Source organism: Rothia sp. HMSC065G12, assembly GCF_001811455.1.
GTDB classification, from domain to species: Bacteria; Actinomycetota; Actinomycetes; order Actinomycetales; family Micrococcaceae; genus Rothia; species Rothia dentocariosa.
Genome location: NZ_KV804815.1, coordinates 260,317 through 286,837, shown reverse-complemented (window position 1 = coordinate 286,837; position 26,521 = coordinate 260,317). Strand labels below are relative to the sequence as shown.

Sequence of the window (26,521 nt, the reverse complement as noted above, 5' to 3'; positions counted from 1 at the left end):
CACGCTATCTAGATAATGATGAATCGGGTGTTTCAGAAAGAAGGTTAAGGCTGCTCTGCCACGGTTCGATATCCCTTCGCTAGTTCTAACTAGAGCAGGTTCAATGGGTATATCTCAGCTCCAGACAACAGCGCCGTGCTGTGTATCCGTTACAAAATGGAGCACCCCATATCGCGTTTTCACTGTAGCATATGCTGTTGGGCTCAATAGGTTCACGGACTTTATGTGTCATTGCCGTGCACATATCTCTAAGTTTTGGTAATTTTCAAACTCTTATAAAGTAATATTTCTTATTCTTGACATGTAACAGTACTGTTGAAAAGGGTCGCGCTCCCCTGCGGCCTGCTGTATATTCACCCAACCACGAAAGTTCACTGATGAGCATTCCTGCCCTTAGGCACAATAGTGTGCCTCAAAAAGTCCTCAACCGTCGTGCCTTGATAGCCTTCGCATCGGGGATCTGCGTTACTGAGTTCCTGACCGCTTGCGGAGAGCAAGCACATGAGACGGCACCTGCTCGTGCCGAAGCATCCAACACTACAGACGGTCGCTCCAGCCCACATGGTACCGAATCTGCCTCACCTGAGGCACAGGCGCATCCGACCTTCACTAAGGGTTATTCTGGTGGCTCTGAAGCGCCCAAAGGTGAGTACCGTCCTGCAGACGAAAAAGGACCCGCGCAGAACGTCCCCAAGCCCAAAAAGCCCGAAGATATTGGGATTGAGACACCGGAGGCGCTTATGCACTTCATCGATTATTGGAATGCTTTAGGAAACTACGCTACCCAAACCGGAGATGTACAAACTTACGCAGATTACACTGCCGCAGGGTACAAAGAAGTTGAAAAATTCTGTAACCATATGCAGCGTCTGTACGATAAGGGAGGCTGGGTCGTAGGAGGCACTCGCAAGATTGTCGCCGATCCCTCAACTTTACGTTCGCCCAGCGATCATGTGTACCTCATTGTTGGCAGAATAATTTCGAATGATTACGTTATCTTAGATAACGAGCAGTACAAAACGTTCTCATTCCCCGCTTCTCAAGAAAACGACAATATTCTTGAGTTTGGTGTTGTATTCCAGACAAGTAATGGCCATTGGTCATTTGCTGGTACAGAGAAACTTGATGTCAATGTCAAATAAGAAATACATCTTCTGCGTCACAACGTTGCTCTTTCTCTGTCCAACACTATCTATGTCTGCCTTCGCTACTGATTATTCTGGCGATGCTAAAGGAGGAAAAATAACAGTCATTGGGCGGTCTTCTTCATCCAATAAACCTGACCAGCAAGGACCTAATGAATATGAGCAATCTGAATTTAACAGATATCAGAGCCAAGAAGCACCCATAGTTACACCTGATACAGGCTCTAACGCTCCCGCAACCGTGAGTAGTGTAGGAAATACCTTCGATGTCTACAATGGCAATGCTTCTAAAGATGCGCCCTGTATCTACCAAGGGAAACCCGGTAAAGTAGCCCGTGTGCCCCTACCCATTGACGATTCAGGCAACTATAAACAATACGGTGTCGTTCAGTCAGGAAACGGCGGTATAGCGTGCGTTCCCAACGATCCTGCAGACCAAAACACACCTGAAAACGAACCTACTGCCGATAACGCCCAAGTTCGCACCCAAAAGATAGAGCACCAGGTTCGGGAGCAACTCGCCGAACTTACCACCACAAAACCCGCACTACATTTCGACGGGCATGAGCCCCACGTCAATACCGGGATCAACACAAACTTCTATGTGACCGGTGTTAAAACCGAAGCACGTGATACTACTATCCTCGATGAAGAAGTCACGATAGAAGCTGTTCCCGTTGCCTATACCTATGAGTACGGTGCCGGCGACCCTGTGTACACAACGCGGGATTCAGGAACCGCGCAAGGCTCTGTCTGGGACAAGAGCAAACGTAACTTTAAACCCACCGACACCAGCTATGCTTTCAAAGAATCCGGCAACTATCATGCTTACGTTACTGTCACCTATCAGGGTCGGTACCGTCTCAAAGGTGGGGACTGGAATATTGTTGGTTCGCTTACGGTTCGCAGTGATCCCACTCTAGTACGCGTGTGGGATACCGAGGTGCATTCTGTAGGTAAAACCTGCCACGAAGACCCTGGTGCTCGAGGATGCCCAGCACATCCGGATGAGCCCGATCGGAATAATCCGAATCCAAAGTTAACGCAGCCTGACCCGGTGACAGGGCAGCATTGGCATCGCGATGACTCGGGAGCAGGCGATACCGAATGGCGGCTCCATAAGAAAAAATAAATCCCAACCAATTCTATAACCTGTCCGAGCGTCGTACACTTTTCTTCTCTATCGTGCCGTTGTGCCCATCTACGAGAAGGACAGAGAGTGTACGGTTCTTGACTATCATCTTCTAGGTCAGAGCGAAAATCTCAGCGGGCGTGCCCTCAGCGGTAATCATGCCTTCCTGAAGCAAAACGGCGCGGTCTGCCAGGGATGCGATACGCGCATCGTGCGAGATAATCAACACAGCACGATTCGCGAGCACGGCCTGTAATGATTCGGTCGCGTCCACAAGCTCAAGCTGGGTGGTCGATTCATCAAGAATCACCGCGTGAGGGTTTGCCGCGACGATGCGCGCTAAAGCAAGCTGCTGAATCTGGTCACGGGTGAGTTCGTGCTCTCCCGTACCGATACGCGTCTTCAACCCTTGGGGAAGCTCACGCCACCAACGAGCGCTAACAGCATCCAGAGCTTCACCGATCTGTTTCTCGGTGGCTTCTGGTACTACAGCGGTGAAATTATCAATAACGGTACCAAAGAAAATATGTGCTTCTTGGGTACAAACCAGTAGTCGCGGCCTACCATCTTCGTACTTGTCAGTTGGAAATTCCCCATTGCCAACTGGTTTTCCCAGCACACGGATTGTACCGTCAAGCGCACTCAAGGAACCGCCGATGAGCCTTGCAAGCGTGGTTTTTCCAGAGCCAGAACGCCCAACTAACGCTAAGCACTCCCCAGGCGCAATCTTTAGATTAATATCAGTCAGTACAAGCGCATCTGAAGAATAACCGTACGACACATGGGAGCACTCGATTACATGTGTGGTATTCCCCAAAGTTTCATGATGTTGTGCTCTACGAATATCTTTGCGCCGAGCACGCTGCACTTGCGCCAGATTAATAATCCCGAACACGCGCCCCATATTAACCAGCATTATGCGTATATTGCCCACGTGATGCCCCAAAATATCCGCCATAGTTCTCAAGCTGAAAACCATAATGGATGCAGTCGCCAAGGCACCCCAGGTTGCCCACCCTTGCATGACGCAGAAGGACCCCCAGAGCAAGCAGATAACGGTAGGGAACCACGCATTCAGAGCATCAAGCGTGTAATAATTCTGGCGTATACGCACCATCTTGAGTGTAGCCCGATAACGCCGATCGTTATCAGCCTCGAATGTTTCGTTGCGAGCATCATGCACCCCAAGTTCACGAATGGTGGATGCGCCCCGGACGTTCTCGGTCAGCACGCTATTAAGCTCGCTCGTAATCTCCTGCACGCTCTGATTTTCACGGGCAAGACGCGGCAGAAAATATCCCATCAACACGCCCAAGCCGATAATCATAGGCAAGAAGATAACGCTCAGAGGTACGCTGAGTGCGGCAAGTGAAACCATAGAAACTACGAAATACAGAATCACAAAAAGAATTTCGAGCAGGTCAAAGCTGACGGCGTTCGAGGCTGAAGACAGGTCATCAGTCACTCGTGTGAGCAGGTCACCGCTGCCGGATTCCTCGACGGTTCGCGCATCAAGATCTAGAGTTGCATCGATGGTATCTATACTTGCTTGGCGTGTTACGAGGGCGCCAAGACGGGCGGCGCTGTACATAGCCAAAAGCATCACGATGGCTTGAGCAACAGTAGCGGCAAGAATGATCAATACAGGTTTCCACGGAAATTGCGCATACTTACCAGCCACAACGTCGTCAACAGTTGCACCAATCTGCAGAGGCACTACCGCGCCCATGACGCTGCTCAACACATAAACCATAAAAGTGAAGAACGCACGCCCTCTATAACGCACAATATAGGAACCCATTTTCTGCACAACCACACGGGATGGTTCGGTTGGTAACTTAGACATGATTTACCCTCTGGGTTTCGATATTGTTATCTCGCGCAATACGCCGAGATACTTCTGCAGTTGTCGAAATAACGTAAATAGTCTCAAAACTCGCAAGCAGCCCAGGATAGAGCTCTGGCGCTGTAGGCGTGCCCACGCATTCCTCAAGTCTGTCGTAAATATATTTCTGGCTTGGCTCGTCCACAGAATTAAGGGGCTCAGTCAAAATGAGTATTTGGGTGTCCTGAGCGAGCGCACGTGCGAGAGCTAAACGTTGGCGTTGTCCGCCCGACAGGTTAGCCCCTTCGCTAGTGATCAGCGCTTCAAAATATTCATCTGGATTTCGCCCACCCAAACGGTAAGCAATTTCGCTAGAGTCTGTTATCTGAAGGAGAGCTTCATCTTTCGCTTGCGCAGCCACAGTATCTTCGGGCGGTACGGTGCCCAGACGTAGGTGATTCCGCAGAGTTCCGGCGAAAATCATAGGGTTAGGCTCACTTAGTAGAATTCGCTGTTTATCCGGCAGTTTTTCGGCAGCGAGCGCACGCACATGTTCGACAAGCGATTCTGCATACTCTTGAGCAGTCAGCTGCCAATGCCGAGGATTGATGTATACGATGCGCGTGTTGCTTGCCTTTGCGGGAACCTGCGGGATATCGACGACCGGCATATCGTGTTCTTTCTCATGGCTCACATATGCTTCAAGTTCGGTATCTGTTCGCGGTTCTTTGAGCACACCTTGACGTACCCCGGCGTACCCTTCAAGCCGAGCAACTTTAGCCAGCCCCACCTTGGCGTAACGCCATTCGGTGAGAAAGTTTTGTGAAATCCAGACGGGCCCACCCATCATGGCGATAATAGAAGCAACCGTTACTAGGGAAGCAGCTGGAACATCAGGTACCCAGCGTCCGTTCTCAACATGTCCCGTCAGCGCGAAACCAATACCAAGCAGGGTGACTGTTCCGCTGAGGAATACGCGGATAAGGAACATCCAGCGATGAGTTTTCTCATATTCCATGAGAGCATCGAAAACATCATCTGCTCCCTGGTGATAGCGCTCGCGCATTTGCTGTTCAGCGCCCAGTCCCGTGATGGTGCGTAGTCCCGTTGCTATATCTGAGGCACGCGAAGAATTTTCACCATCTTTCGCGCGGTATACGCCCACTTTACTTTCCATGAAGGTGGAGTATTTCGCCAGAACCCATATCACTAAGGCTGTTCCGGTAAGAGTCACCGCAGCAGTGAGCGGACTAATGAGCCACAACTGTATAGCGCCTAAAGTTGCGATAATCATGGCGTTGGTGAAGAGAGGGATTGAGAAGAATACTGCGCTGATACGGCGCACGTCTTTGCTCATAACGGTAACCATCTCACCCGCATTGTTCTTATGCGCTGCGCGGTTGAGCAGGGCGTTAATATAGGTGCGCCAGTCGCGGTCTAGCTCGGCACCAAATTTCATGGATGCGCCCCACCCAAAGTATTCGTTGAGCGCGATAAACCCGATGGAGACGACAACGACCCAAAACAGCAGCCAGGCATCAGCCGTGTGTCCTGCGATTTGGCGGTTGATAAAAGTGCCCACGACAACGGGAATGCCGATAGCGCCTATACCCGCAGTAGTTTCGCCAAGCATGGGGATAACCCAACGGTACCAGGGATATGTATAACCGGGGGCACTCACACGTAAAGATACCCGATTTTTTAGGTCATCGTCAGAAATACCTACCTTGGGAGTTTGTGAGGACTGTGTAGGATTTTTCTGCTGGTGCTGTGTCGTCTTTGTACTAGTGGGAGCTTCTTCTGTACTTCTTTGGTGATGCTGCTCATCCACGTTCGCCATATGTGCCTCGCTTATACCCTCTATTTCATTAAATATTGAGGCTAACACATTTACCTTATATATGTGACATGTTGCATTGCAGATTTTATAGTTTTCTACTGTACCGCTTATTTTCACGAGGGCCTACAGAAAACTAGCTACGATAGTTTTGTAGACAATCTAGATGAAACATACACAGCATGGGATGTCACGCAGTAATTTTTGGCGCGAAGACTCAAGATGCTGATTCAATACGTTCATGTGCCGCGGTAGAGTACATTCTCTACTCCACGGTTCGATAGTTCTTGCGCAAGCGCCACAATTTTCTCCGGGGTGACATCGTGAATATCCGATGAGGTTTCAAGAAGTATTCCCTGATACAGGGGTTTTCCTAAGTCGCTGATTAGTTCGCATACTGCTGGTTCGCTGAAATAGGTTTTCTATCCTAGAGATGGTGTATACGCTTCTCTTTTCGGTACAGCACGTAACCAAGTGGTTGTCGTCCATGTGGCTAAGTGCGGTGACCAACAACGAATAATTGTTTCTAGCAGTTGGTGGCCGGCTTCAAGAGTGAGTTCTCCCTTTGAAGATTCTGGCACTTCGGGGCTCCGCCAAAATTTGATAAGGACATAGTTTTTAAAATTCTTATTGTCGTTTTGTATTCCTACGCATCCTTGGACAATTATTGGGAGCGGCCCTAGATATTCCAGGTTAAAGTAGTACCCAAATGAGGCGTCTGCGTCTGGAGTTTTTGCGCCCTCTAGCTGGCCCAGTAGCAGATCAGTCAGTCCGGGAGTAGAATTTTCAACATTGGCCCCTAGCCGCTGAGGAGCTTCACGCATGATACGCTAGTGTCCACCCGGGTACAATGACTCAAACGAGGTCATAAAATGGTGAAGTTCTGACACACAATCATCAAGAGTATTTTTCCTTGCGGTCGCCCAGTATCCCGCTATTTGTGTGTCCTTTAAGGATATTCTCATGCTATATTGCGTACTCCTTATCAGAAGGGAAACTAACCGCACTTCGCTATACGCAAGTCTAACAGTCAGAGGGGTTTCTGCTAGCGTAAAAAATGACCATAACCTAAGTTTCCTGCGGCGTGTATATCTTGCGCAACGCAATAGTTACCCAATATTGTGCGCATCGCTGATTTTGACGGGTTCTGCTAATTCTCTGCCCCTAGACTCGGTAAACTTGAAGCACCATGAGCATTCTTGAATACCTTTCCCTCAAACTCGCGGAGAATCCCGGCGGTTACAACCGGCGCGACTATACTGGCAATCCGCTCACCCCGGATGAAATCTATGAGGCGTTCATCGGGTGGATCTCCAGCCGAGGCATGACACTTTACCCAGCTCAAGATGAAGCTGTCTTGGAAATTGCGGCGGGGAATAACGTGGTGCTGGCTACCCCTACAGGATCGGGTAAATCTACAGTGGCGGTGGCGGCGCATTTTACCGGTTTGGCGACTGGGCAGCGTTCCTACTACACCGCACCCATCAAAGCGCTTGTTTCCGAGAAGTTCTTTGATCTTATCGAGATTTTTGGTGCCGAAAATGTCGGTATGATTACCGGGGATTCGGCTATTAACGCGGATGCCCCCATTATCTGTTGTACCGCCGAGATCCTGGCGAATATTACTCTGCGCGAGGGTAAGTCTGCGGATGTCTGCCAAGTCATTATGGATGAGTTCCATTTCTACTCTGACCCACAACGCGGCTGGGCATGGCAGCTGCCGCTTTTAGAGCTTCCACAGGCGCAATTCTTGCTCATGAGCGCGACCCTAGGCGACACCACGCGCTTCCAGGAAGAGATGACGACGCTCACCGGCCGCGAAAGCGTGCTGGTTGCCAGTAGTGAACGTCCAATTCCGCTTCATTTCTACTACTCAACCGACCCCATTCAGGAAGCGGTTCAGGAGCTTGTGCAGACTAAGCAAGCCCCCGTCTACATTGTTCATTTTTCGCAGAAGGCCGCCCTGGAACAGGCAAACGCGCTGCTGTCGGTAGCTATTGCTTCAAAGGAGGAGAAAGAGCAGATCGCGCAGCTTATTGCGAAGTTCAGGTTTGGCCCGGGTTTCGGCAAGGCGCTGAATAAACTGGTGCGGGCTGGTATCGGTATTCACCATGCGGGAATGCTCCCTAAATATCGTCGTCTTGTGGAGAGGCTTGCGCAGGCTGGGTTGTTAAAGGTTATTTGCGGTACCGATACCTTGGGCGTAGGCATTAACGTGCCTATTCGCACTGTACTTATCACGGCCTTGTCGAAGTTTGATGGGTCGAAGAACCGTCGCCTGCGCGCACGTGAATTTCACCAAATCGCGGGACGTGCCGGTCGAGCTGGTTTTGATACCGCTGGTACCGTAGTGGTGCAGGCGCCCGAACACGATATAGAAAATGCGCGCCTATTGGCCAAAGCACAGGCGAAGTTCGGTGACGATACAAAGAAGATTAATCAGTCACTGTCGTCTAAACGCAAGAAAGCGCCGGAAGGTTTTGTGGGTTGGTCAGAGAAGACCTTCGATCAGCTGGTCGCGGCAGAGCCTGAGCCGTTGACCTCTTCGTTCGATATTACCCACTCAATGCTTTTGAACCTGATGCAGCGCCCTCAGAACCCGGTGGTCGCAGCCTATCGCATTCTTCAGGAGAATCACGAGCCTCCGCAGCGTCGCCGGGAACTTTTGCGTAAAGCCGTCAGTATCTATAAGGAACTACTGACCGGCAGGGTTATTGAGCGCACAGATACCCCAGATGAGCATGGCTCATACCTGCGGCTTACCGAAGATTTACAGGATAACTTTGCTTTAAATCAGCCACTTTCGGCATTCGCGGTGGCAGCCATTGAACTTTTGGATCCTGATTCTCCCAACTATGCTTTAGATGTTCTTTCGCTGATTGAGGCAACTTTGGAACCGCCTCACCTGGTGCTATATGCACAGGAGCGTAAGGTTAAGAACGAGCTTTCAGCGCAGCTGAAGGCAGACGGTGTGGAGTATAACGAGCGTATGTATGAGCTCGATCAGGTAACCTACCCTCAGCCTCTCACTGAGTTAATCGAGCAGGCATACACTACGTATCAGCAGTCGGCACCCTGGGTGGCACGCTTTGAGCCGCATCCAAAATCTGTGGTGCGTGATATGTACGAGCGCGCTATGGGCTTCAACGACTTTGTGCAGTACTATGCGTTAGAACGTGGTGAGGGCGTGCTGTTACGTTACCTTTCAGATGCGTATAAGGCGCTGCGGCAAACGGTACCCGAGTCGGCCGTCAACGATGATCTTGCGGAGATTATCGAGTGGCTGGGTGAACTAGTGCGCCAAACCGACTCATCGCTGGTGGACGAGTGGGAGAAACTTGCCGCTGGCGAGGACACTGCATCCTTGGCAGCCGATCGTGCCGCCGCCGAGATTAAGGATGATACTCCCCCAGCCGTCACGAAGAATGTACGCGCGTTCCGGGTGATGGTACGCAATGCTCTCTTCCGCCGTGTGGAGCTTTTCGCCGATGAGCGAGAGAACATACTTGGGGAACTAGATGAGGCCTCAGGATGGGATGCTGACGCTTGGGCGGATGCGATGGATGACTATTTTGATGCCTACGACGATATCTATACGGATGCTGAGGCTCGCTCCCCTAAGCTCGTTCAAATTGACGATGATGTGCGGGAACATCCTGGCGTATGGAAAGTACAGCAGACCTTTGCTGATCCTGAGGACAACTTCGACTGGGGTATTCGGGCGGAGGTAACTCTTGCTGCCTCCGATGATGCTGGTTACCCAGTTCTGAAGATCCTAAGTGTGGGTGAATTCTAAAATATGTGCGATCAGCTGCGTACTTTCAATGCATTGTTTAAACATTTCATAATCCAATAAAACGATTCCAGTGCTAATAGAGTTCGCATAGCCTTAAACTATCGAGAGTAGGATTGCCCCCCCGCGTCTATAAAATTATCCTCTTCCACATCATTTTGCGCCGTCATACATTGCAAATAGCTTGCGTAGTTTGATGTACTTATAGTCCACATACCGCGTTTATCGAACACGCTCATTTTCCAAATATGAAGAATAGTTTCTTTACTTAGAAAAATATGTCACAAATCACAAATTTCCGCCAAAGTGCCTAAATTTCTAGAATATTTAGTATCTTACATCACAAAAACTTCTATAAATCTTAAATTTTTTGTGATCTGAAACAAATTTTATGGAAGTGCACTACCAAAATCTCTCTGCATTTCCGACCACTACAATCTTCAACCACGTAAACTATAGATACAGTTACGATTCAAAACACACAGATAACAAGAATCTAACCTTAATATCAGCATATATTCTGCCAAGTATATACTTATACCTGACATATATTGTTGATTACAGATTAAGGTTCGCCTATGTAATTCTTTGCGTCTGTTGTGCTCAGTAACGCATCCCGGAATTTGCTCTGATAGGCAAACAGGGAAAGACAGTATCACTACATCTCAGACATTTAGGATTATCATACGTGGCAAGCTCAATTTCTAGACGTCGTGTTATTCAGGGCACCACATGGGCAACCCCCATTGTTATCGCCAGCTCCGCCGTTCCTGTATACGCATCATCCCGCGAAAAATGCGTTCCCGACATTTCTGTCCCGGTTAACCAGAACCTCACTAATGATGGGTCATCTACCCTAGAAGCTTTCACCATTCCTGCTGGTGTTGAAACCGTTACTTTCCGCATTACTGGCGGTGTGGGCGGCTCTTACCGCGGTCTTGCAATGCATGGTTCCGGCGGCCGAGGCGCACTCATTACTGGGACTCTTGCGGTCAAGGAGAATGACGTTCTCAAGTTTGTTCTTGCTGGGGGCGGCGCCTATAACCGCGATAAGCCAACGGAACCAGGTAAGGGCTGGGCTAACGGCGGTTCACACGGACCATCCTACAAAACGACCGACGCACGCACCGTTAAATTCTTTGAAGGCCCCAACACTGCCGAGGAATACTACGGCCCTACGGGCGGTGGCGCATCTGCGGTATTCCTCAATGACAAACTCATTGCCGTCGCCGGTGGAGGTGGCGGAGCGGGAACTAGGTTCTACTCCTACACCGTATGGAACGATATGCAGTCCGGCCCCCAGCCCAAAGAGTTTCTCCCTCTCGTTCTTGAAACAACCGAAGCTGCCCAAGGCGGCAGCGGCGGCGCTGGAAACGGCGCAAATGGCAGCTCATTCTCTGAGATCTACAAGTTCTTCCCTGGTCCCAGCATAAGAGCAAACGGTGGTTTTGCGGGAGAGAATGGTAAGGGTGGTGCTGGCGCAGCAACAGGTGGTCTGCGCAATATGGATTCCAATGCTTCCATTGTTTTTGCAACTAACGATGAAAACGACGTATTTTACGAGGATGTAGCTGGCAAATCGGGTGAAGACGCTACCCTTGACAGAAATAGCCTCGGCAATAACGGCGGCACAGGTGGTGGCAGCGTAGTTGGTCGCGCCTTTGTCGATAACCGTCAGTTTACCCACAAATATCTGCACCAGGGCGCGCTTGTGCACTCCTCAACCGGTGGCGGGGGTTACGGCGGGGGCGGCTCTGGCTCCGTAACAACCGCAGGTGCTTATGCTTCTGATCAGCGCTGGGTTAAATACGACCGAGGCGGCTGGGCTCCTGTTGGTGCTGCCGCTGTGTCTGGCGGCGCGGGTGCGGGCGGTTCATACCTAACCCATGACGATGCTCTCCTTGAAGGGCAGATCCTACCGGATCTGGCCACCCGTCCGGCTACTGCTTTGAGCCGTATTAACGCAGTAGCAGAACTTTCTTGGTGCCGCCTCCCCAACAACGAGGACCCCAAGAAAGAAAACTCGGATAATAAAGACAATAAAGGTGAGTAAGTAAAGACAACGCCGAATAGCATATGATGATGCTTACGCGTTACGGTGCTCTCTAGAGATAAGGCTTTGCATGTGTAGAATTTTGACCATGCAAAGCCTTATCTCATATACCCCAAATAAGTAAAACTTTACATCAATACTATTTCGAATCTGACTTCATGCGTGTATCGCAAGCCATAAATTTTATCAAAAATAACTTTACTAATAAATCATTTCTAGATGCTCCCTATATCAAAATCTCTTCTCATGCATTTCATCATGCTCCCTCATTCACTACATGACACATTCTTAATATTTTTACTCGATATCATTCCGTAAGAGGTTGAGAGATTTGTAAATATCACATCAATATTGACGTAAAATAGTGAATTTTATAATATTCTCAACTTTGGAAATACATTTCACAGAGAAAATACTCTATAATCCTTAAATAATCCATGCGCTTCAAATGATCGTACTATATCTATCCTCGAAAGACACCGCTACACAAAATAACTTAGGACTTTCTCATCTCCGCAGAGCAGTTTCATATCAGAGGTTTAACAGCTCTGGCTGATAAATCTGCAGAGATACCAAGGATAATGACACCTATCGCCTACTAATGACAGTGGTGATAATGCCATCATTCGATAGTGCGTCAAAAATAGCGCTAAGATTTTCATATCACTCACATATCAAACACTGGAAGGATACAATGAAGCATTCCATATCTCGCCGCAACGTTGTGAAAGGTGCTGCGTGGGCTACTCCTATGGTCGTAGCAAGCGCTTCTGTACCAGCTTTCGCATCATCACTATGCACCCCAGGTATTACCCTGGATGTACCCACTAACACTACGACAAACGGTGATTCTGTAACCCACACCTTCACCGCTGGCAATATTGAAGTCATGACCTTCACCCTTTTGGGTGGAGCTGGTGGTACTTATCAAGGCAATGCCCGCGATGGCCACGGTGGTTCTGGTGCTCTTGTTACCGGAACCCTCGATCTTAACCCAACCGATGAGGTAACCTTCATCATTGCTGGCGGCGGAGGCCCATATAATAATACCCCGTCTACACCGGGTAAAGGCTGGGCTGACGGTGGCTCTCATAGTGAAGCGATCATGGATGAAAATGAGTACACGAAGCGGTACAAGGAGCATTCTAGCAAGAGCCTAATAAACGAGCTATATGGTCCTACTGGCGGCGGTGCATCAGCAATCCTCTTGAATGGTACTCCTATTGCTATTGCTGGCGGCGGCGGCGGTGCAGGGGCTCGCCAGATTTCGCGTACTTCTTGGAATAAGGAGTTTTACGGTCCGCAGCCCGAAAGCTTTAAAGGTCTCAAATTTAATACAGGCGATATGGCAAACGGCGGTTCTGGCGGACGTGTGGGTGAACGCGGCGGCAGCTACCAAGAAACCTACTTGTTCTTCCCAGGACCTGCCCTCAACATGAACGGTGGTCTTGGCGGCGGTAATGGGCAGGGCGGAGCAGGTGCACCTGCAGGTTCTTTGTCTGATCCGAAGAGCAACAGTGCTATTTCCTTTGAGGGTTCACAAGAGCGCTACTTATTCAGCCAAAACGTTGCCGGTAACGCAGGTGCCGATGCTACCCTCACAAAAAATTCCCAAGGAAATAATGGAGGTCAAGGCGGTGCAGGCGTGGTTGGTATCGGTATGGCTATTACCTGGTACCGCACAAGTGATCTGAACCAGTGTTCCATTCTCCACGGCTCAACCGGCGGCGGTGGATACGGCGGCGGCGGTAGCGCGTCAGTGACTACTGCTGCCGGTTATGGCGCGGATCAATCCTACGCCTCTGTCACAGGTTGGGTTGATGGGAACTACATCGAGGGGGGATACTGGTCACCAGTTGGCTCAGCGGCGTTCTCCGGCGCAGGTGGCGGTGGAGGGTCCTACGTCGATACCTCTCGCGTCTATGACTCCAATATAACTATTGGTAGCAACATTGGTAAGCCCGGTATGCGTGTGAATGGCGCGGCAACCGCTGTTGTATGCCGTAATTTCACAGCAGACAAGAAGACCAAGTAAATAAAGTACGGTGCGAAATACTTGTACGTATTTCGCACCGTATTTCTTTCCCTATAATACGTGTAACTAGGAATCTACACCTTATACGTTGATTGTTCCGTCCTCCTTACTGCACTTTGCAAATCTTTATTCAACTTCTCAAGGAGTTAATCCCATGAAAGCAAATTCCTCCCCCTTCTTATCTCGTCGAACTCTTGTACAGGGGTCGGCGTGGGCTGTCCCCCTCGTGACAGCAAGCGCTACCATTCCCGCTTACGCATCATCGGTGGAATGTGAATATGGCGGCTACGAACAGGCCTTTGCAAATACCTCAGCCGACGGTACGTCGCGTACATATACTGTAACGGTAGATAAGAAAACTAAAGCCTTCAAATTTTCTATTACCGGTGGCTCTGGAGGCTCGTACCAGGGGTCTGCCCAAGGTGGCATCGGGGGTGCGGGAGCCACAGTCTCTGGTGCTGTCAATGTCAATGAAGGTGACGTTATCACCTTCATTGTGGCCGGTGGAGGCGGCCCTTATGGTTCTACTGCTTCTACACCGGGACGCGGTTGGGCAGACGGTGGTTCCCATGTTGGTGCATATATTGGCACTAATAGTCAGGTACAAAGGTTTCAGGAGCATCCAGGCGGATTGATGGAGTTCTATGCGCCTACGGGCGGAGGCGCATCTGCGGTTCTTCTCAACGGTACTGTTATCGCTATCGCTGGCGGTGGCGGTGCAGGAGGCGGTCGCCAGACGCTTTATACGGACTGGCGAGAAGATAGCCTTGGACCTCGCCCAGCAGACTTTAAATCCCTTTATTTCACTCCGGGTACCGTCGCTAATGGTGGTACAGGAGGCTCTGGCGACACGAACGGCGGTAGTTATGAAGAAATATACCACTATTTTCCAGGTCTCGGACTCAAAATGAATGGTGGACTTGGTGGCCGTGACGGGCGCGGAGGTGCTGGCGGCGCTGTTGGCGGTACCGTTAATACACGGAACATCACTTCGGTTTCCTATGAGAATAATGCCGAGCATTCCACAATAAACCAGTACCTTGCGGGTAACATGGGAGACGATGCACGTCTAACGGGTAATGGTTCCAACGGTGGTACTGGGGGTTCCGGTATAGTCGGTATCGGCATGGTGAACACGACGAATTCATCCGATGAAGAAGTTAACCAATGTTCTATTCTCCACGGCGCAACCGGTGGTGGGGGTTATGGAGGCGGTGGTTCAGGTTCGGTAACTACATCGGGCGGCTACATCACCGATCAGAGCTGGACTCGTGAAACATATGGACCGTGGACTACCCGTACATGGTCTCCTGTGGGTGCCTCTGCTTTTTCGGGCGGCGGCGGCGCAGGCGGTTCATATGTAGATAGCTCGCAAGTCTATAACTCTAATATTTCTTCAGGCACGACTCCGGGTTCCCCAGGTCGTCGTGTTAATGGAACCGCTGAGTCTTCGCTGTGCAAGCTTTCCTAACGCATTAAGTACGCACATGTAAGCGAATCTGACTTCTTGCACTACCATAAAACTATCGCGCTCTGCCTTAAGAGGTGGGGCGCGATAGACTATACACACGATAAGTTTATAGGTATGAAAGAAGGTTCACCGTTGACCATTTCTGCACTTCCTCAAGTTGAATACCGCCAAGGCACTGTCATCAAACATGATGGATACGAAATTATCGACCATTGGTTTCAGGTTCCGCTCACTCACGGCCTGATTTTTTCCAAAGGGCGTGATGCCGCGCTATCTTCACGTTTTGCAGATCAAAGCATCAAAATTTTTGCTCGTGAAGTCATCAATACAAGCGAGACTCTGACTCTTCCCGTCGAGAAGCGTCCCTATATCGTCTATCTACAGGGCGGTCCTGGGTTTGGTTCTCCTAAGACCGGTTCCATTGGCGGGTGGATAGCCGAGTTGGCTAAAACTCACCGCGTTATCCTGCTGGATCAGCGTGGCACCGGTATGTCTTCTCCCCTATCCGCACGCAACATTACAGCGGTGGGTGCCCCCCAGATTCAGGCCGAATATGTTGAGCTTTTTCGAGCAGACTCCATCATCGCAGATGCGGAAGCTATACGCGAGGTCTTACTCGCCGACCGTGAGGACAAGCGGTGGTCAACCACCGGCCAGTCCTTCGGCGGATTCTTGACCCTGTCTTACCTGTCCTTCGCCCCACAATCACTGCGTGATTCGCGGATTACTGCGGGTTTGGCGCCAATTCGCACCACAGTAGACAACGTGTACCAGCATACCTTCGATCGTATGGCGGAGCGCAACAAGGAATACTATGAGTGGTTCCCCGAGGATGCAGTTCTCGCTACTCGCATCGCAGAGCATCTGCGCACCCACGAAGAGTACCTTCCCACGGGTGAGCGCCTGACCGACCACCGTTTTCAGATGGCTGGTCACTATTTAGGTGGGCGCTGGCGCGAGCGCGGTCTGCACTACTTCTTAGAAACTGCTTTCGCTGAAGGAGACGATCGCCTCTCAGATCAGTTCCTCTCATCTATGAGCAGCGAAGTTTCTTTCCTGGCAAATCCTCTCTATGCCCTTATGCATGAGACTATCTATGCAGATGGTCCCGCTGACGGTACCTTGCCGGGCATTGCGGGTTATGAGCTCTCACCTTCGCCTGCCCCCACTAATTGGGCAGCGGCACGGGTAGCGGCACAGCGCCCCGAGTTTTCGCCTGAAGCCGATACTCTCTTCTTCACGGGCGAGCACATTTTCCCGTGGTACTACGAAGAAGATCCTGCCCTGCGCACTCTGGCAGATGTTGCGCAGATTCTTGCGGAGAAGAAAGATTGGGGTCGACTCTACGATCATGAGCAGTTGCATCGGAATGAGGTTCCGGTAGTTGCTGCAGCTTACAACCCAGATATTTATGTGGATTTTGAGAACTCAATGGAGACAGCCCGCTGGGTTGGTAATACTCAGGTATGGACCTCGAAAACTCATCATCATGATGGTTTTGGTTCCGATCCACTTACTATTTTGGGCCATTTGAAGAATATGCTAGCAGAGGTTCATAATCAGTAAATTCTTCGTGAACACTAAAATCCGGTACAGCTTCGTAAGAAGCTGTACCGGATTTTAGTATTTCCAACCCTATATTTTAGTGAGCAACGGTAAAGCGAACACCGGGATGTTTTGGGGTTTCCGCTTCATCAAGTAGAGCAACAGCAAAATCTTCAGCACTAATCTCAGTACCAGCAGGAGTGTCAAGCGATACATTGTATTTGCCGGTGCGCTCACCGGGACGGATAAGAGGTGCGGGGGAAAGCAACGTCCAAGCTAGCCCGTCGGATGCTCGGTATTCTTCAAGGATCTGGCAGAAAGCTTTGGCTTCATTTTTGTATGCCTCGGGGAACCCAGCGGTATCAACGAGACGCACGCCATTTTCGTCCATGAGGGAACCGGCACCACCTACAATCAGTAGACGGCCAGCAGGCTTGGCTGCAATTAGCGCCTTATGAGCGTTGATAACCGGATCTGCAGAAGTACCGCGACCGGCAGAAACAGCAATAATGGTAACGTCGTGACCGTTAACGATTGAGACAAGTTCGTCGGTGTTAGCTAGATCAACGATTTTGCTTTCTGCACCGGGTACAGCGTTACCAGAACGGCTGTATGCATCGACCTGATGCCCGCGCGCAACTGCCTCTGCCACAGTGCGCTCCCCGACCATACCGGTTGCCCCAATAACCGCGATGTTCATCTGTATATCCTTTCCTGTTTCCAAACACGCCAGCTCGGATTTTTGTCTTGTACTCCCCCAGCTTGCCGGGCTTCCGAGACAATAGTATCCTTTAGTAACCAGATACCTCAAGGTAACTATAGAAACTTTCTCAATTTTTGGACTGGAAAGTAGTTATGGCTGCAACTCTAACATCACGTAATGGAGCCCCCGCCAATATTCTGGCTAGCGCGTGTCCTTCACGTACTGTATTGCGACATCTTACGGACCGCTGGACTCCTATGATTGTTGCTGTTCTTGCCGATCAGCCAAGTGCTCGTTTTGGGGAGATTAAGGATCATATCGAAGGGTTATCCCCCAAAGTTCTTACCCAGACTTTGCGCTCCATGGAGCGCGATGGCCTGCTCACCCGCGCGGTCACGGCTTCTATGCCACCACGTGTAGATTATTCATTAACTCCACTTGGTAATACACTTATTGCCCCGATGAATGCTTTACGCCAGTGGGCAGAAACTAATATGGATGCAGTTCTCGCCGCCCGCGAACGTTACGATCAGAACGTTGTTGCCTCATAGTTTTCCCTAGGCAGGAAGCATCTACCCCGCAAATTCAAAGCAGGGTGAGGTAATTCCGATTGCTCGGGCTACGACTTTATCGCGCCGTTTTTCTTCCGCGGCAACAGTAATAACAGTTTCGAGGCGGTAAAGCCCTTCCTGAGCAGTTACATAAACCTCATGCGCAGACACCTGCCCGCCAAGAGGAACAGAGGTTGATTTGTTAGTGTTCTGCCTCGGCTTTGTCGTATAGGTATGCCCACTGTTACGCACCTGGACCCCATCAGGGTCATAGAGGTAAACATCTAACTTGACGTCACCTTTGCCTTTACGCCTACCATGGTCTGCATCATGTGCCGCTACAGAGTATTTAAAAGAATACCGACATCCTGGTCGTAGCTGAGCTTCTGAATCGTAGCCAGCACGGTATGCAGTGCGCAAAACAATACTCGCTTTTTCATTGCCTACTGCGGTGCTTTCCGACATCCAGTATTCCTGCCCACCAATAATTTTTATCCCATTCGAGGCAGGCGATATCAGTTCCCCGGATGCAGGATTGGAGATAGACCACCGCTCCAGCTGGGCAAAACTGGGCCCAGGTACATCTTCACAGCCGGAAGCTGCAAAAGCTGGTACTGTCGCTGCTGACAGCACTGCAGGTACCGCCCAGGCTATACCTTTAGTAACAGTGCGGCGACTTGCCCTGTAATCGCAGCTCTGCGACGCACCGGTTCGCACAGGTATTGTTCCTTCTTTCAAGTTTTGATGACCACCTAAACCCTTATGGAACAAGAACACATCCGGAGTGTAGATATACGTGTAAATCTATGCATATGCACTACGACATTATTATCTTTCTGTGCATGTACAAGGTTATGCAAAATAATCTACTTTACATTGGCTCAAAAATTGGCACAGTAAAGCCAAGACCACGATTCTGGACTCGACGAGACTCCAGGCCCTCGGCAGGAACGTCAAAGACAGCCTCAAACCTATAGACTCCAGGAATTGCTTTGAGAGTCCATTCTTGTGCCTGTATATCTTCACCTAAGGGAACTGAAAGAAACCCCCCAGGTTGTCCAGCGGGGTCAGTGGTATATCGAAGAGTTTTTCCGTTAATAAGTTTTCCTCGAGGATCTCTCAGGGTAATAGTTACTTTAGGATTACCGCGGTATTCTCCAGAAGCTGCTCGTGTTTCTATAGCCGTCATATAGATACGTACACGATACATACCACATTCAGTATTTAAAATACTGCTGTCATCAGTTCCTGATTCAAACCCCGCAGTAATCCTAATAGTAGCGGGTTCTTCGCCTAAAGCAGTTGTATTTGAAATCCAATATTCTTTTCCATGAAACGTGCTCGGACGATTAGATCCAGCGGACTTGAGTTTTCCTCTGTCTGGATTCTTAATGGCCCACGAACCCGCCTGGCGAAATCCAGGGGCGCTCTTAGGATCACATCGGGATGCAGCAACTGCGGGAACCGCTGTAGAAGCGACCACTATCGGGGTAGCCCATGCGACGCCCTTAGCCACAGCACGTCGATTAATAGATATTGACTTATTTCTGGGCAAAAGCTTCTCCTTGAGTGCCTACGCATATCTTGTGAGTGAGTGTAATTGCTTCTCTGCTGATAAGTAATTATAATGCGCAAATTCCTATACATCTGTGAAGCGAAAATGACGCATATCTTCATCGAAGCAATATTCTAAATTTTAGGGCAAAACACAATATCTCAACAAGTATAAGGTTGAACCTTTATATTTTCATTCTTAATAAGACATTACGCATGCCCAGCTTCTCGCATCTGCCGAAATTCTTTTTTGAGATCGGTAAGTTCATCACGTAAACGTGCCGCTAACTCAAACTGCAGGTTTTCTGCAGCCAGACGCATCTGCTCACTCAATTGTTCGATAAGTTCCAACAGATCCTCAGCAGGCTCAGCTGCGAGACCATCGGCGCGAACACGGTCTTGAGCTTTGGCAAGAAGAGCATCCGACTCTGGAGTACTTGCTACGATCTTCGAAGAAGTACTTGACCCTGTCTTCGCTCCGGCTTCAACTGTTCGAGAACCTTTCTTACCGCTCTTGCGTAATTGCAAAAGCTCATGGGTGTCTTCCTCTTCGCGAGCGAGAACATCTGTAATATCCGCAATTTTCTTCCTCAGAGGCTGCGGATCTATGCCATGCTCCCGGTTATACGCCTGCTGAATCTCTCGACGACGGTTCGTCTCGTCAATAGCAGTACGCATTGAATCGGTGACAGTATCTGCATACATATGTACCTGCCCCGAGACGTTACGCGCTGCACGACCAATCGTCTGGATGAGCGAGGTCGTCGAACGTAAGAATCCTTCTTTATCAGCGTCCAAAATAGCCACCAGTGAAACCTCAGGAAGGTCCAGTCCCTCACGAAGCAGATTAATACCTACCAGAACATCAAAAGTGCCCATGCGAAGCTCACGTAACAGCTCTACGCGTTTGAGAGTATCTACATCGGAGTGCAAATATTGCACACGTACTCCATGCTGCACCAAATACTCGGTCAAGTCTTCTGCCATACGTTTGGTTAGAGTCGTCACCAAAACACGCTCGTCGCGTTCAGTACGCTCTTGAATTTGTTCAAGAAGGTCGTCAATCTGCCCCTTCGTAGGCTTTACAATAATCTCTGGGTCCACCAGTCCTGTTGGACGAATAATCTGCTCAACATAACCATCAGCCTGCGAAAGCTCATACTTGCCGGGAGTAGCCGAAAGATAAATAGTTTGCCCTATGCGCTCTAAGAATTCATCCCATTTTAGAGGGCGGTTGTCCATGGCAGAAGGCAGACGGAACCCATGTTCCACGAGCGTACGTTTACGAGACATATCGCCCTCGTACATGGCGCCGATTTGAGGTACCGTCACGTGTGACTCGTCGATAATAAGCAGGAAATCATCGGGGAAATAGTCTAACAGACAATGCGGAGCCGAACCTGCTGAACGACCGTCGATATGGCGTGAATAGTTCTCAATACCACTGGTGAACCCCATCTGTTCCATCATCTCAAGGTCATAGGTGGTACGCATACGTAGCCGCTGTGCCTCCAGAAGCTTCCCCTGAGATTCTAGCGTTTGTAGACGTTCCTGGAGCTCGTCTTCGATGGAGGCAATAGCGCGAGCCATACGCTCATGACCAGCAACATAGTGGCTCGCCGGGAAGACATACATCTCGTCTTCTTCTCGAATAACCTCACCCGTGAGCGGGTGCAGAGTATAGATAGCCTCAATTTCATCGCCGAAAAATTCAATACGAATAGCATGCTCTTCGTACATAGGGATGATTTCGACAGTATCGCCCCTCACCCGAAAGGTTCCACGGTGAAAATCCATGTCGTTGCGGGCGTACTGCATATTCACGAATTGGCGCAGCAGATCATCACGATCTATCTCATCCCCGCGCTTAAGAGTGACCATCTGCTCCACATATTCTTCGGGCGTACCCAAACCGTAAATACACGAAACAGTCGAGACCACAACAACATCGCGGCGAGTCAAAAGGGAATTCGTAGCAGAGTGCCGCAAGCGTTCTACTTCTTCATTGATTGAGGAGTCTTTCTCAATAAAAGTATCCGTCTGCGGAACATAGGCCTCAGGCTGATAGTAGTCATAGTATGAGACGAAATACTCGACTGCGTTATTGGGCAAGAGCTCACGTAGTTCATTGGCTAACTGAGCAGCAAGAGTCTTATTCTGCACCATAACAAGCGTAGGGCGCTGCACAGATTCGACCAGCCATGCCGCCGTAGCAGATTTACCGGTGCCGGTGGCGCCCATCAGAACGATATCTTTTTCACCGTTCTCCACGCGCTCAGTAAGCTCAGCAATAGCCTTAGGCTGATCACCAGCTGGCTGATATGGGCTGACAACTTCAAAAGGGGCTACGACTCGTTTAATCTCCGGAGCAAGACTCATACATCTATTCTAGTTGATGTATTCGAGAAATCAGAGGGTTTCACTCTAGGAAGATGTATGCCACCATCTAAGAAATTAATGGGTCTCATATTCCACACGATCCAAACTTGATACTTATTTAACTACAGCTCCCGATAGCTGCATGAAATCTCGTACTGTCATGGGCAGGTAACCATTTAGCGCTCCCATGAGAGCGGCGAGCGTATTGTCTTCGTCAGCTTTCATTGGAATGCCGACCGCAGGCATAGTAATTCGTTGCTTATAAAGATCGAGTACGGCACAAACCGTGCGCCCTGGAACATCCAGAACGTGAAAATTACCGCGATGTGCAACCGGGCGAATATTTTTATCCGGGGTAATAATCAAAGATCGCAGATCTGGCGCAACCCGAGAATCAAACCGTGGAGCGCCATTTTGCGACGATGCATTACAGGTATCATCCTCATCAGTGCTCTGAGGAAAGCACTCACCTACAAGAGCCGTCACCACAATATACCGCGCTCCCATTTTCATGACGCGGTGCACGTTAATTTCAGCGTATTCTTCAACACGGTATCCCAGCTCAAGCCCACATCGAATATCGTTCTCTGAATCTTCTACTTCTTCATCCCAGAAACATGAGAAACATGTATCTGGTGCACCCCGCTCTATGGTATGCACGCGTTGGTAGTCATCGTCGAGGAGCATAACAGATAGCTCATACCCGTCAGGAATTTCGCGTATACCTGTAGCACTCAGCGCCACAGCTTCATTGAAGTTTCCCAACGGAAAAGTTTCCCACAGACTGGGTATAAAGGGGTTAACTGCACCATCGAGCGCTGGATTACATGAGACCGGCTGGGGTTCGGCTTCCATAGGCTGGTAAAAATCTTGAGGCGGCATGGTCACAATTAGTCCACGCATCTTAGGTGCCAAACAGAGCTCTAGGGCTAGGAGTAGACGGGCAGCATGAGCACGAGTTATCAGAGGAGCCTGGATGATATGCAGCATACGAGAATTATCTTGAGAGATTTTCTCCCCCACGCCGCGAGCTGCGTTGGAATACTGATTATAGAGGCGAACTAGGGTTCCTTGAGGAAGATTTTCGCCTACTTCTTGAAGAGTGACTGCAATACGTTCAATTTCAGAAGGAAAAGCACGGCAAATACAGTTAAGCTGTTGCGCAAAATCATGCGGCCGCTGCGTCAACACATTCAGGAGCGTATCTAGGTTACCCTGCGCATAAGCATTGAGAATCTGCTCAACAGTCGCAGGTCCAATATCGGGTTTAGACGTATGTGTGATGGAGCTATGCTGTTCAGAGTTAAAATGCACGGGAAAATTCTCGGCTTTCACTTGCGGTGTATGTGGCAGACAATGCTGCACCGTATTCAACGTACCACAATCAACACCAAGATACTATGCCTATCCTAGTTTAAAATTTAGGGTATGCTCCAAATCTAATATGGCTAGGCTAAAAACAGGGAATATCTACCCACCGGGTATCGCCCCATACGATATTTTTCCGACCAGAAGTTATTGCTATAACACGTTCCTGTGCCTCGCGCTTCTTCTGCTCCCGGTCGAAAACACCTAGAGAGATCTGGGCGCCGTCTACAAGATAATCCGTACCTAATACTTCAATTCCTGATGCCCGAATCTCATTCTCCACTCGCCCAACCTCAGCCAGAGAAACTAAAACGGTGCCTACCCGCATCCGTTCCCGAGAATCAAAATGGGCGTTATCGAGAGTCTGCACCACCGCATCGGTATAGGCGCGCACCAATCCGCCAGCGCCCAGTTTGATACCCCCAAAATAACGCACAACAACGGCCACAAGATCAGAAAGATCAGTACCGCCCTCATCGATGCGTGTCTGGCGTGCTAAAAGAGCTTGAAGCATTGGAATTCCTGCAGTACCGGCAGGCTCGCCATCGTCCGATGAACGTTGAATTTCACGGTCCGCTCCAAGAACAAATGCTGAACACACATGACGGGCATCGTGATAGCTCTTCCGAAGCGAATCTATGTAAGCACGTGCCTCATCTGTTGTGTATACGCGTTTAACATGACCAATAAATTCGCTACGCTTAATCTCAAGAAGACTCTCATAGGGTTCTATTCCATGCAATACTGTGTATCGTTGTGTGCGGGATTCTTGGAACATTTGAGTACTCACAACTACTATTCTAGGGGTTTCATGGACGTTACACAGTACCGTCGCTACGCTCTGACAGGCGGCATTGGAAGCGGTAAAAGCACAGTCGCGCGGATGTTCAGGGATCTAGGCGCCGTTATTATTGATGCAGATGCGATCTCGCGTGAACTCATGGAGCCTGGGCAGGAAGTCCTCACTCGCACAGTCAACCTCTTCGGAGAGTCCGTCCTCAATGCAGACGGAACCCTTAATCGCGCTCGTTTAGCGGAACGTATCTTTGCCCATGACGCAGAGCGAGAGAAACTCAATGCTATTGTGCATCCCAAAGTTCGTGCTCGCGCCGCTGAGCTTGTTGACGATGCAGTAAACTCCCCCAACTTTTCGGGCATTATCATTGACGATATTCCCCTCCTGGTTGAGACTCAACGCGCTGCAGAGTTCGACGGTGTCATTGCGGTACAGACAGATCTCCCCATTCGTCTAGAGCGACTTAGCAAAAATCGGAATATGTCTTATGCAGAAGCTCAAGCACGCATTTCTGCTCAAGCCACCGACCAACAGCGCTCCGCCATTGCTCGGTGGGTTATTACCAATAGCGGATCTCGTGATGATACTCAAGCACAGGTTCAAAAGGTCTGGGACGAGCTACGTGCTGAGGTCTAGATCTGTACGTGAGAAAAAGCGCACAAATACTACATGAGGGTTCCCCAGGTTTGGGGAACCCTCATGCGTGATACTTATACTCTAGAACTAGAGGCTACTACATAAACGAGTAAACCTTAGTTGCCAGTCAGTTTCTTACGCAGTTCTGCTAGAGCCTCGTCAGATGCGAGAGTACCAGCGGAAGACTTCTCATCGGAAGAGTAAGATGATGCGGGTGCTGGCTCAGCTGCGGCAACGGGAGCAGCAGCGGCTGCCTCTGCGTCAGCTTCAAGTGCTTTAGCAACCTGAACCTTGTGTGCCTCGAAACGAGCCTGTGCTTCTGCATACTGTGCTTCCCAAGCCTCGCGCTGTGCGTCAAAGCCTTCAAGCCATTCGTTAGCTTCGGGATCGAAGCCTTCGGGGTACTTGTAGTTGCCAGCTTCATCGTATTCAGCTGCCATACCGTAGAGTGCGGGATCGAACTCAGTAGCGTTGGGATCAACGCCTTCGTTAGCCTGCTTGAGGGACAGGGAGATACGACGACGATCCATATCAATATCAATGATCTTGACGAAGAGCTCTTCGCCCACCGAAACAACCTGCTCTGCCAAATCAACATGGCGCACAGCAAGCTCAGAGATATGAACCAGACCCTCAATACCATCTTCAACACGAACAAACGCACCGAAGGGAACGAGCTTAGTAACCTTACCGGGTACGATCTGACCCAGAGCGTGAGTGCGAGCAAATGCCTGCCACGGGTCTTCCTGGGTAGCCTTCAAGGACAGCGAGACACGCTCACGATCCAGATCAACCTCAAGAACTTCAACGGTTACAGGCTGACCAACTTCGACAACCTCGGAGGGGTGGTCGATGTGCTTCCAGGAGAGTTCGGAAACGTGAACCAGACCGTCCACGCCACCCAAATCGACGAAGGCACCGAAGTTGACGATAGACGATACAACACCTTCGCGTACCTGGCCCTTTTCGAGCTGGTTGAGGAAAGTGGAGCGAACCTCGGACTGAGTCTGCTCAAGCCATGCACGGCGAGAGAGAACAACATTGTTGCGGTTCTTGTCAAGCTCGATGATCTTAGCTTCGAGCTGCTGACCGATGTAGGGTGCAAGATCGCGAACACGACGCATCTCAACGAGGGATGCGGGCAGGAAGCCTCGCAGACCAATGTCAAGGATAAGACCGCCCTTGACAACCTCAATAACGGTACCGGTGACGACGCCGTCGTTTTCCTTGATCTTTTCGATGTCGCCCCATGCACGCTCGTATTGTGCGCGCTTCTTGGAGAGGATCAGGCGACCTTCCTTGTCTTCCTTAGTCAGGACGAGAGCCTCGATTTCATCGCCAACTGCGACTACTTCACCGGGATCTACATCGTGCTTGATAGAAAGCTCGCGAGAGGGAATGACGCCTTCGGTCTTGTAACCGATGTCGAGCAGAACCTCGTCGTGATCAACCTTAACAACCTGACCGGAGACGAGATCGCCATCGTTGAAGTACTTGATGGTCTCGTCAACTGCCTTGAGGAATTCTTCCTCGTTGCCGATGTCGTTGATTGCGACCTGAGGGATGTTGGTGCTCATGTAGTTAGGGCTCCAATTGGATTAATAATAGGTCGACGTCTCCGGCAAGTTTGCGAGCGCTCACTTACTGTTTCCTACTCAAAGCACGAGAGGTGACGTCGAGTCTGACGGATACTTACCG

Annotated in this window: 18 protein-coding genes and 1 riboswitch; of the genes, 9 read left to right on the top strand and 9 right to left on the bottom strand. The window is 50.0% G+C overall.

Translation table 11 applies throughout. The features are described 5' to 3' along the window. Positions 1-54 precede the first annotated feature (54 nt). Positions 55-179, bottom strand: a riboswitch (TPP riboswitch). 198 nt (positions 180-377) lie between these two features. Both HMPREF2804_RS06520 and HMPREF2804_RS06515 read left to right on the top strand, forming a co-directional pair. Then, positions 378-1,142 (top strand): DUF6318 family protein, encoded by a 765-nt coding sequence (locus HMPREF2804_RS06520; RefSeq protein ID WP_070448660.1) that lies wholly within the window; start codon positions 378-380, stop codon positions 1,140-1,142. A 340-nt stretch (positions 1,143-1,482) separates the two neighbouring features. Then, positions 1,483-2,277 (top strand): hypothetical protein, encoded by a 795-nt coding sequence (locus tag HMPREF2804_RS06515; protein ID WP_246824200.1) that lies wholly within the window; start codon positions 1,483-1,485, stop codon positions 2,275-2,277. A gap of 112 nt (positions 2,278-2,389) precedes the next feature. On the opposite strand, the gene HMPREF2804_RS06510 is transcribed toward HMPREF2804_RS06515, so the two are convergent. Together HMPREF2804_RS06510 and HMPREF2804_RS06505 are read right to left on the bottom strand one after the other, a co-directional pair. Next, positions 2,390-4,123, bottom strand: a complete 1,734-nt coding sequence (locus HMPREF2804_RS06510) for an ABC transporter ATP-binding protein (protein WP_070448658.1) — start codon at positions 4,121-4,123, stop codon at positions 2,390-2,392. Beyond that, positions 4,116-5,942: an ABC transporter transmembrane domain-containing protein gene (locus HMPREF2804_RS06505; protein ID WP_246822568.1), complete on the bottom strand. Its 1,827-nt coding sequence runs from the start codon at positions 5,940-5,942 to the stop codon at positions 4,116-4,118. Before HMPREF2804_RS06505 ends, HMPREF2804_RS06510 begins: the two co-directional genes overlap by 8 nt. Before the next feature lie 1,186 nt (positions 5,943-7,128). Between HMPREF2804_RS06505 and HMPREF2804_RS06500 the strand changes: the two genes are divergently transcribed. The 5 genes from HMPREF2804_RS06500 to HMPREF2804_RS06480 all read left to right on the top strand — a co-directional run bounded on the left by HMPREF2804_RS06500 (position 7,129) and on the right by HMPREF2804_RS06480 (position 16,857). Then, a complete protein-coding gene (locus HMPREF2804_RS06500) occupies positions 7,129-9,735 on the top strand; it encodes a DEAD/DEAH box helicase (protein ID WP_070448654.1) in 2,607 nt (868 codons plus the stop codon). Positions 9,736-10,420: 685 nt separating this feature from the next. Next, positions 10,421-11,785, top strand: coding sequence for a hypothetical protein (locus HMPREF2804_RS06495; RefSeq protein WP_048754325.1), 1,365 nt, complete (start codon positions 10,421-10,423; stop codon positions 11,783-11,785). A 694-nt stretch (positions 11,786-12,479) separates the two neighbouring features. Then, a complete protein-coding gene (locus tag HMPREF2804_RS06490; protein ID WP_239661842.1) occupies positions 12,480-13,820 on the top strand; it encodes a hypothetical protein in 1,341 nt (446 codons plus the stop codon). Positions 13,821-13,974: 154 nt separating this feature from the next. Then, positions 13,975-15,291, top strand: a complete 1,317-nt coding sequence (locus HMPREF2804_RS06485) for a hypothetical protein (RefSeq protein WP_070448653.1) — start codon at positions 13,975-13,977, stop codon at positions 15,289-15,291. Positions 15,292-15,405: 114 nt separating this feature from the next. Next, a complete protein-coding gene (locus HMPREF2804_RS06480; protein WP_048754323.1) occupies positions 15,406-16,857 on the top strand; it encodes an alpha/beta fold hydrolase in 1,452 nt (483 codons plus the stop codon). A 76-nt stretch (positions 16,858-16,933) separates the two neighbouring features. Here the strand turns inward: HMPREF2804_RS06480 and HMPREF2804_RS06475 are convergent, their stop codons facing one another. Then, positions 16,934-17,536 carry an NAD(P)-dependent oxidoreductase gene (locus HMPREF2804_RS06475; protein ID WP_048752269.1) on the bottom strand — a complete coding sequence of 201 codons (603 nt, stop codon included), beginning with the start codon at positions 17,534-17,536 and terminating at the stop codon, positions 16,934-16,936. A gap of 155 nt (positions 17,537-17,691) precedes the next feature. On the opposite strand from HMPREF2804_RS06475, the gene HMPREF2804_RS06470 reads away from it, so the two are divergent. After that, a complete protein-coding gene (locus tag HMPREF2804_RS06470; RefSeq protein ID WP_048752271.1) occupies positions 17,692-18,090 on the top strand; it encodes a winged helix-turn-helix transcriptional regulator in 399 nt (132 codons plus the stop codon). A 21-nt stretch (positions 18,091-18,111) separates the two neighbouring features. Here HMPREF2804_RS06470 and HMPREF2804_RS06465 read toward each other — a convergent pair whose 3' ends face one another. From HMPREF2804_RS06465 to HMPREF2804_RS11315, 5 genes are all read right to left on the bottom strand, one after another. Then, positions 18,112-18,807, bottom strand: a complete 696-nt coding sequence (locus tag HMPREF2804_RS06465; protein ID WP_048752307.1) for a hypothetical protein — start codon at positions 18,805-18,807, stop codon at positions 18,112-18,114. 154 nt (positions 18,808-18,961) lie between these two features. After that, entirely contained in the window at positions 18,962-19,606 is a 645-nt protein-coding gene (locus HMPREF2804_RS10785; protein ID WP_246824199.1) for a transcriptional initiation protein Tat, read from the bottom strand. 248 nt (positions 19,607-19,854) lie between these two features. Next, entirely contained in the window at positions 19,855-22,023 is a 2,169-nt protein-coding gene (gene uvrB, locus HMPREF2804_RS06460; RefSeq protein ID WP_070627781.1) for an excinuclease ABC subunit UvrB, read from the bottom strand. Between the two features lie 114 nt (positions 22,024-22,137). Then, a complete protein-coding gene (locus tag HMPREF2804_RS06455) occupies positions 22,138-23,337 on the bottom strand; it encodes a hypothetical protein (protein ID WP_246824197.1) in 1,200 nt (399 codons plus the stop codon). A 139-nt stretch (positions 23,338-23,476) separates the two neighbouring features. Beyond that, a complete protein-coding gene (locus tag HMPREF2804_RS11315; RefSeq protein WP_246822565.1) occupies positions 23,477-24,181 on the bottom strand; it encodes an IMPACT family protein in 705 nt (234 codons plus the stop codon). A gap of 21 nt (positions 24,182-24,202) precedes the next feature. Between HMPREF2804_RS11315 and coaE the strand changes: the two genes are divergently transcribed. Then, a complete protein-coding gene (gene coaE, locus HMPREF2804_RS06450) occupies positions 24,203-24,823 on the top strand; it encodes a dephospho-CoA kinase (protein ID WP_246822564.1) in 621 nt (206 codons plus the stop codon). Between the two features lie 116 nt (positions 24,824-24,939). Here coaE and rpsA read toward each other — a convergent pair whose 3' ends face one another. Continuing rightward, entirely contained in the window at positions 24,940-26,400 is a 1,461-nt protein-coding gene (gene rpsA / locus HMPREF2804_RS06445) for a 30S ribosomal protein S1 (protein ID WP_004004572.1), read from the bottom strand. Between the last annotated feature and the right edge of the window lie 121 nt (positions 26,401-26,521).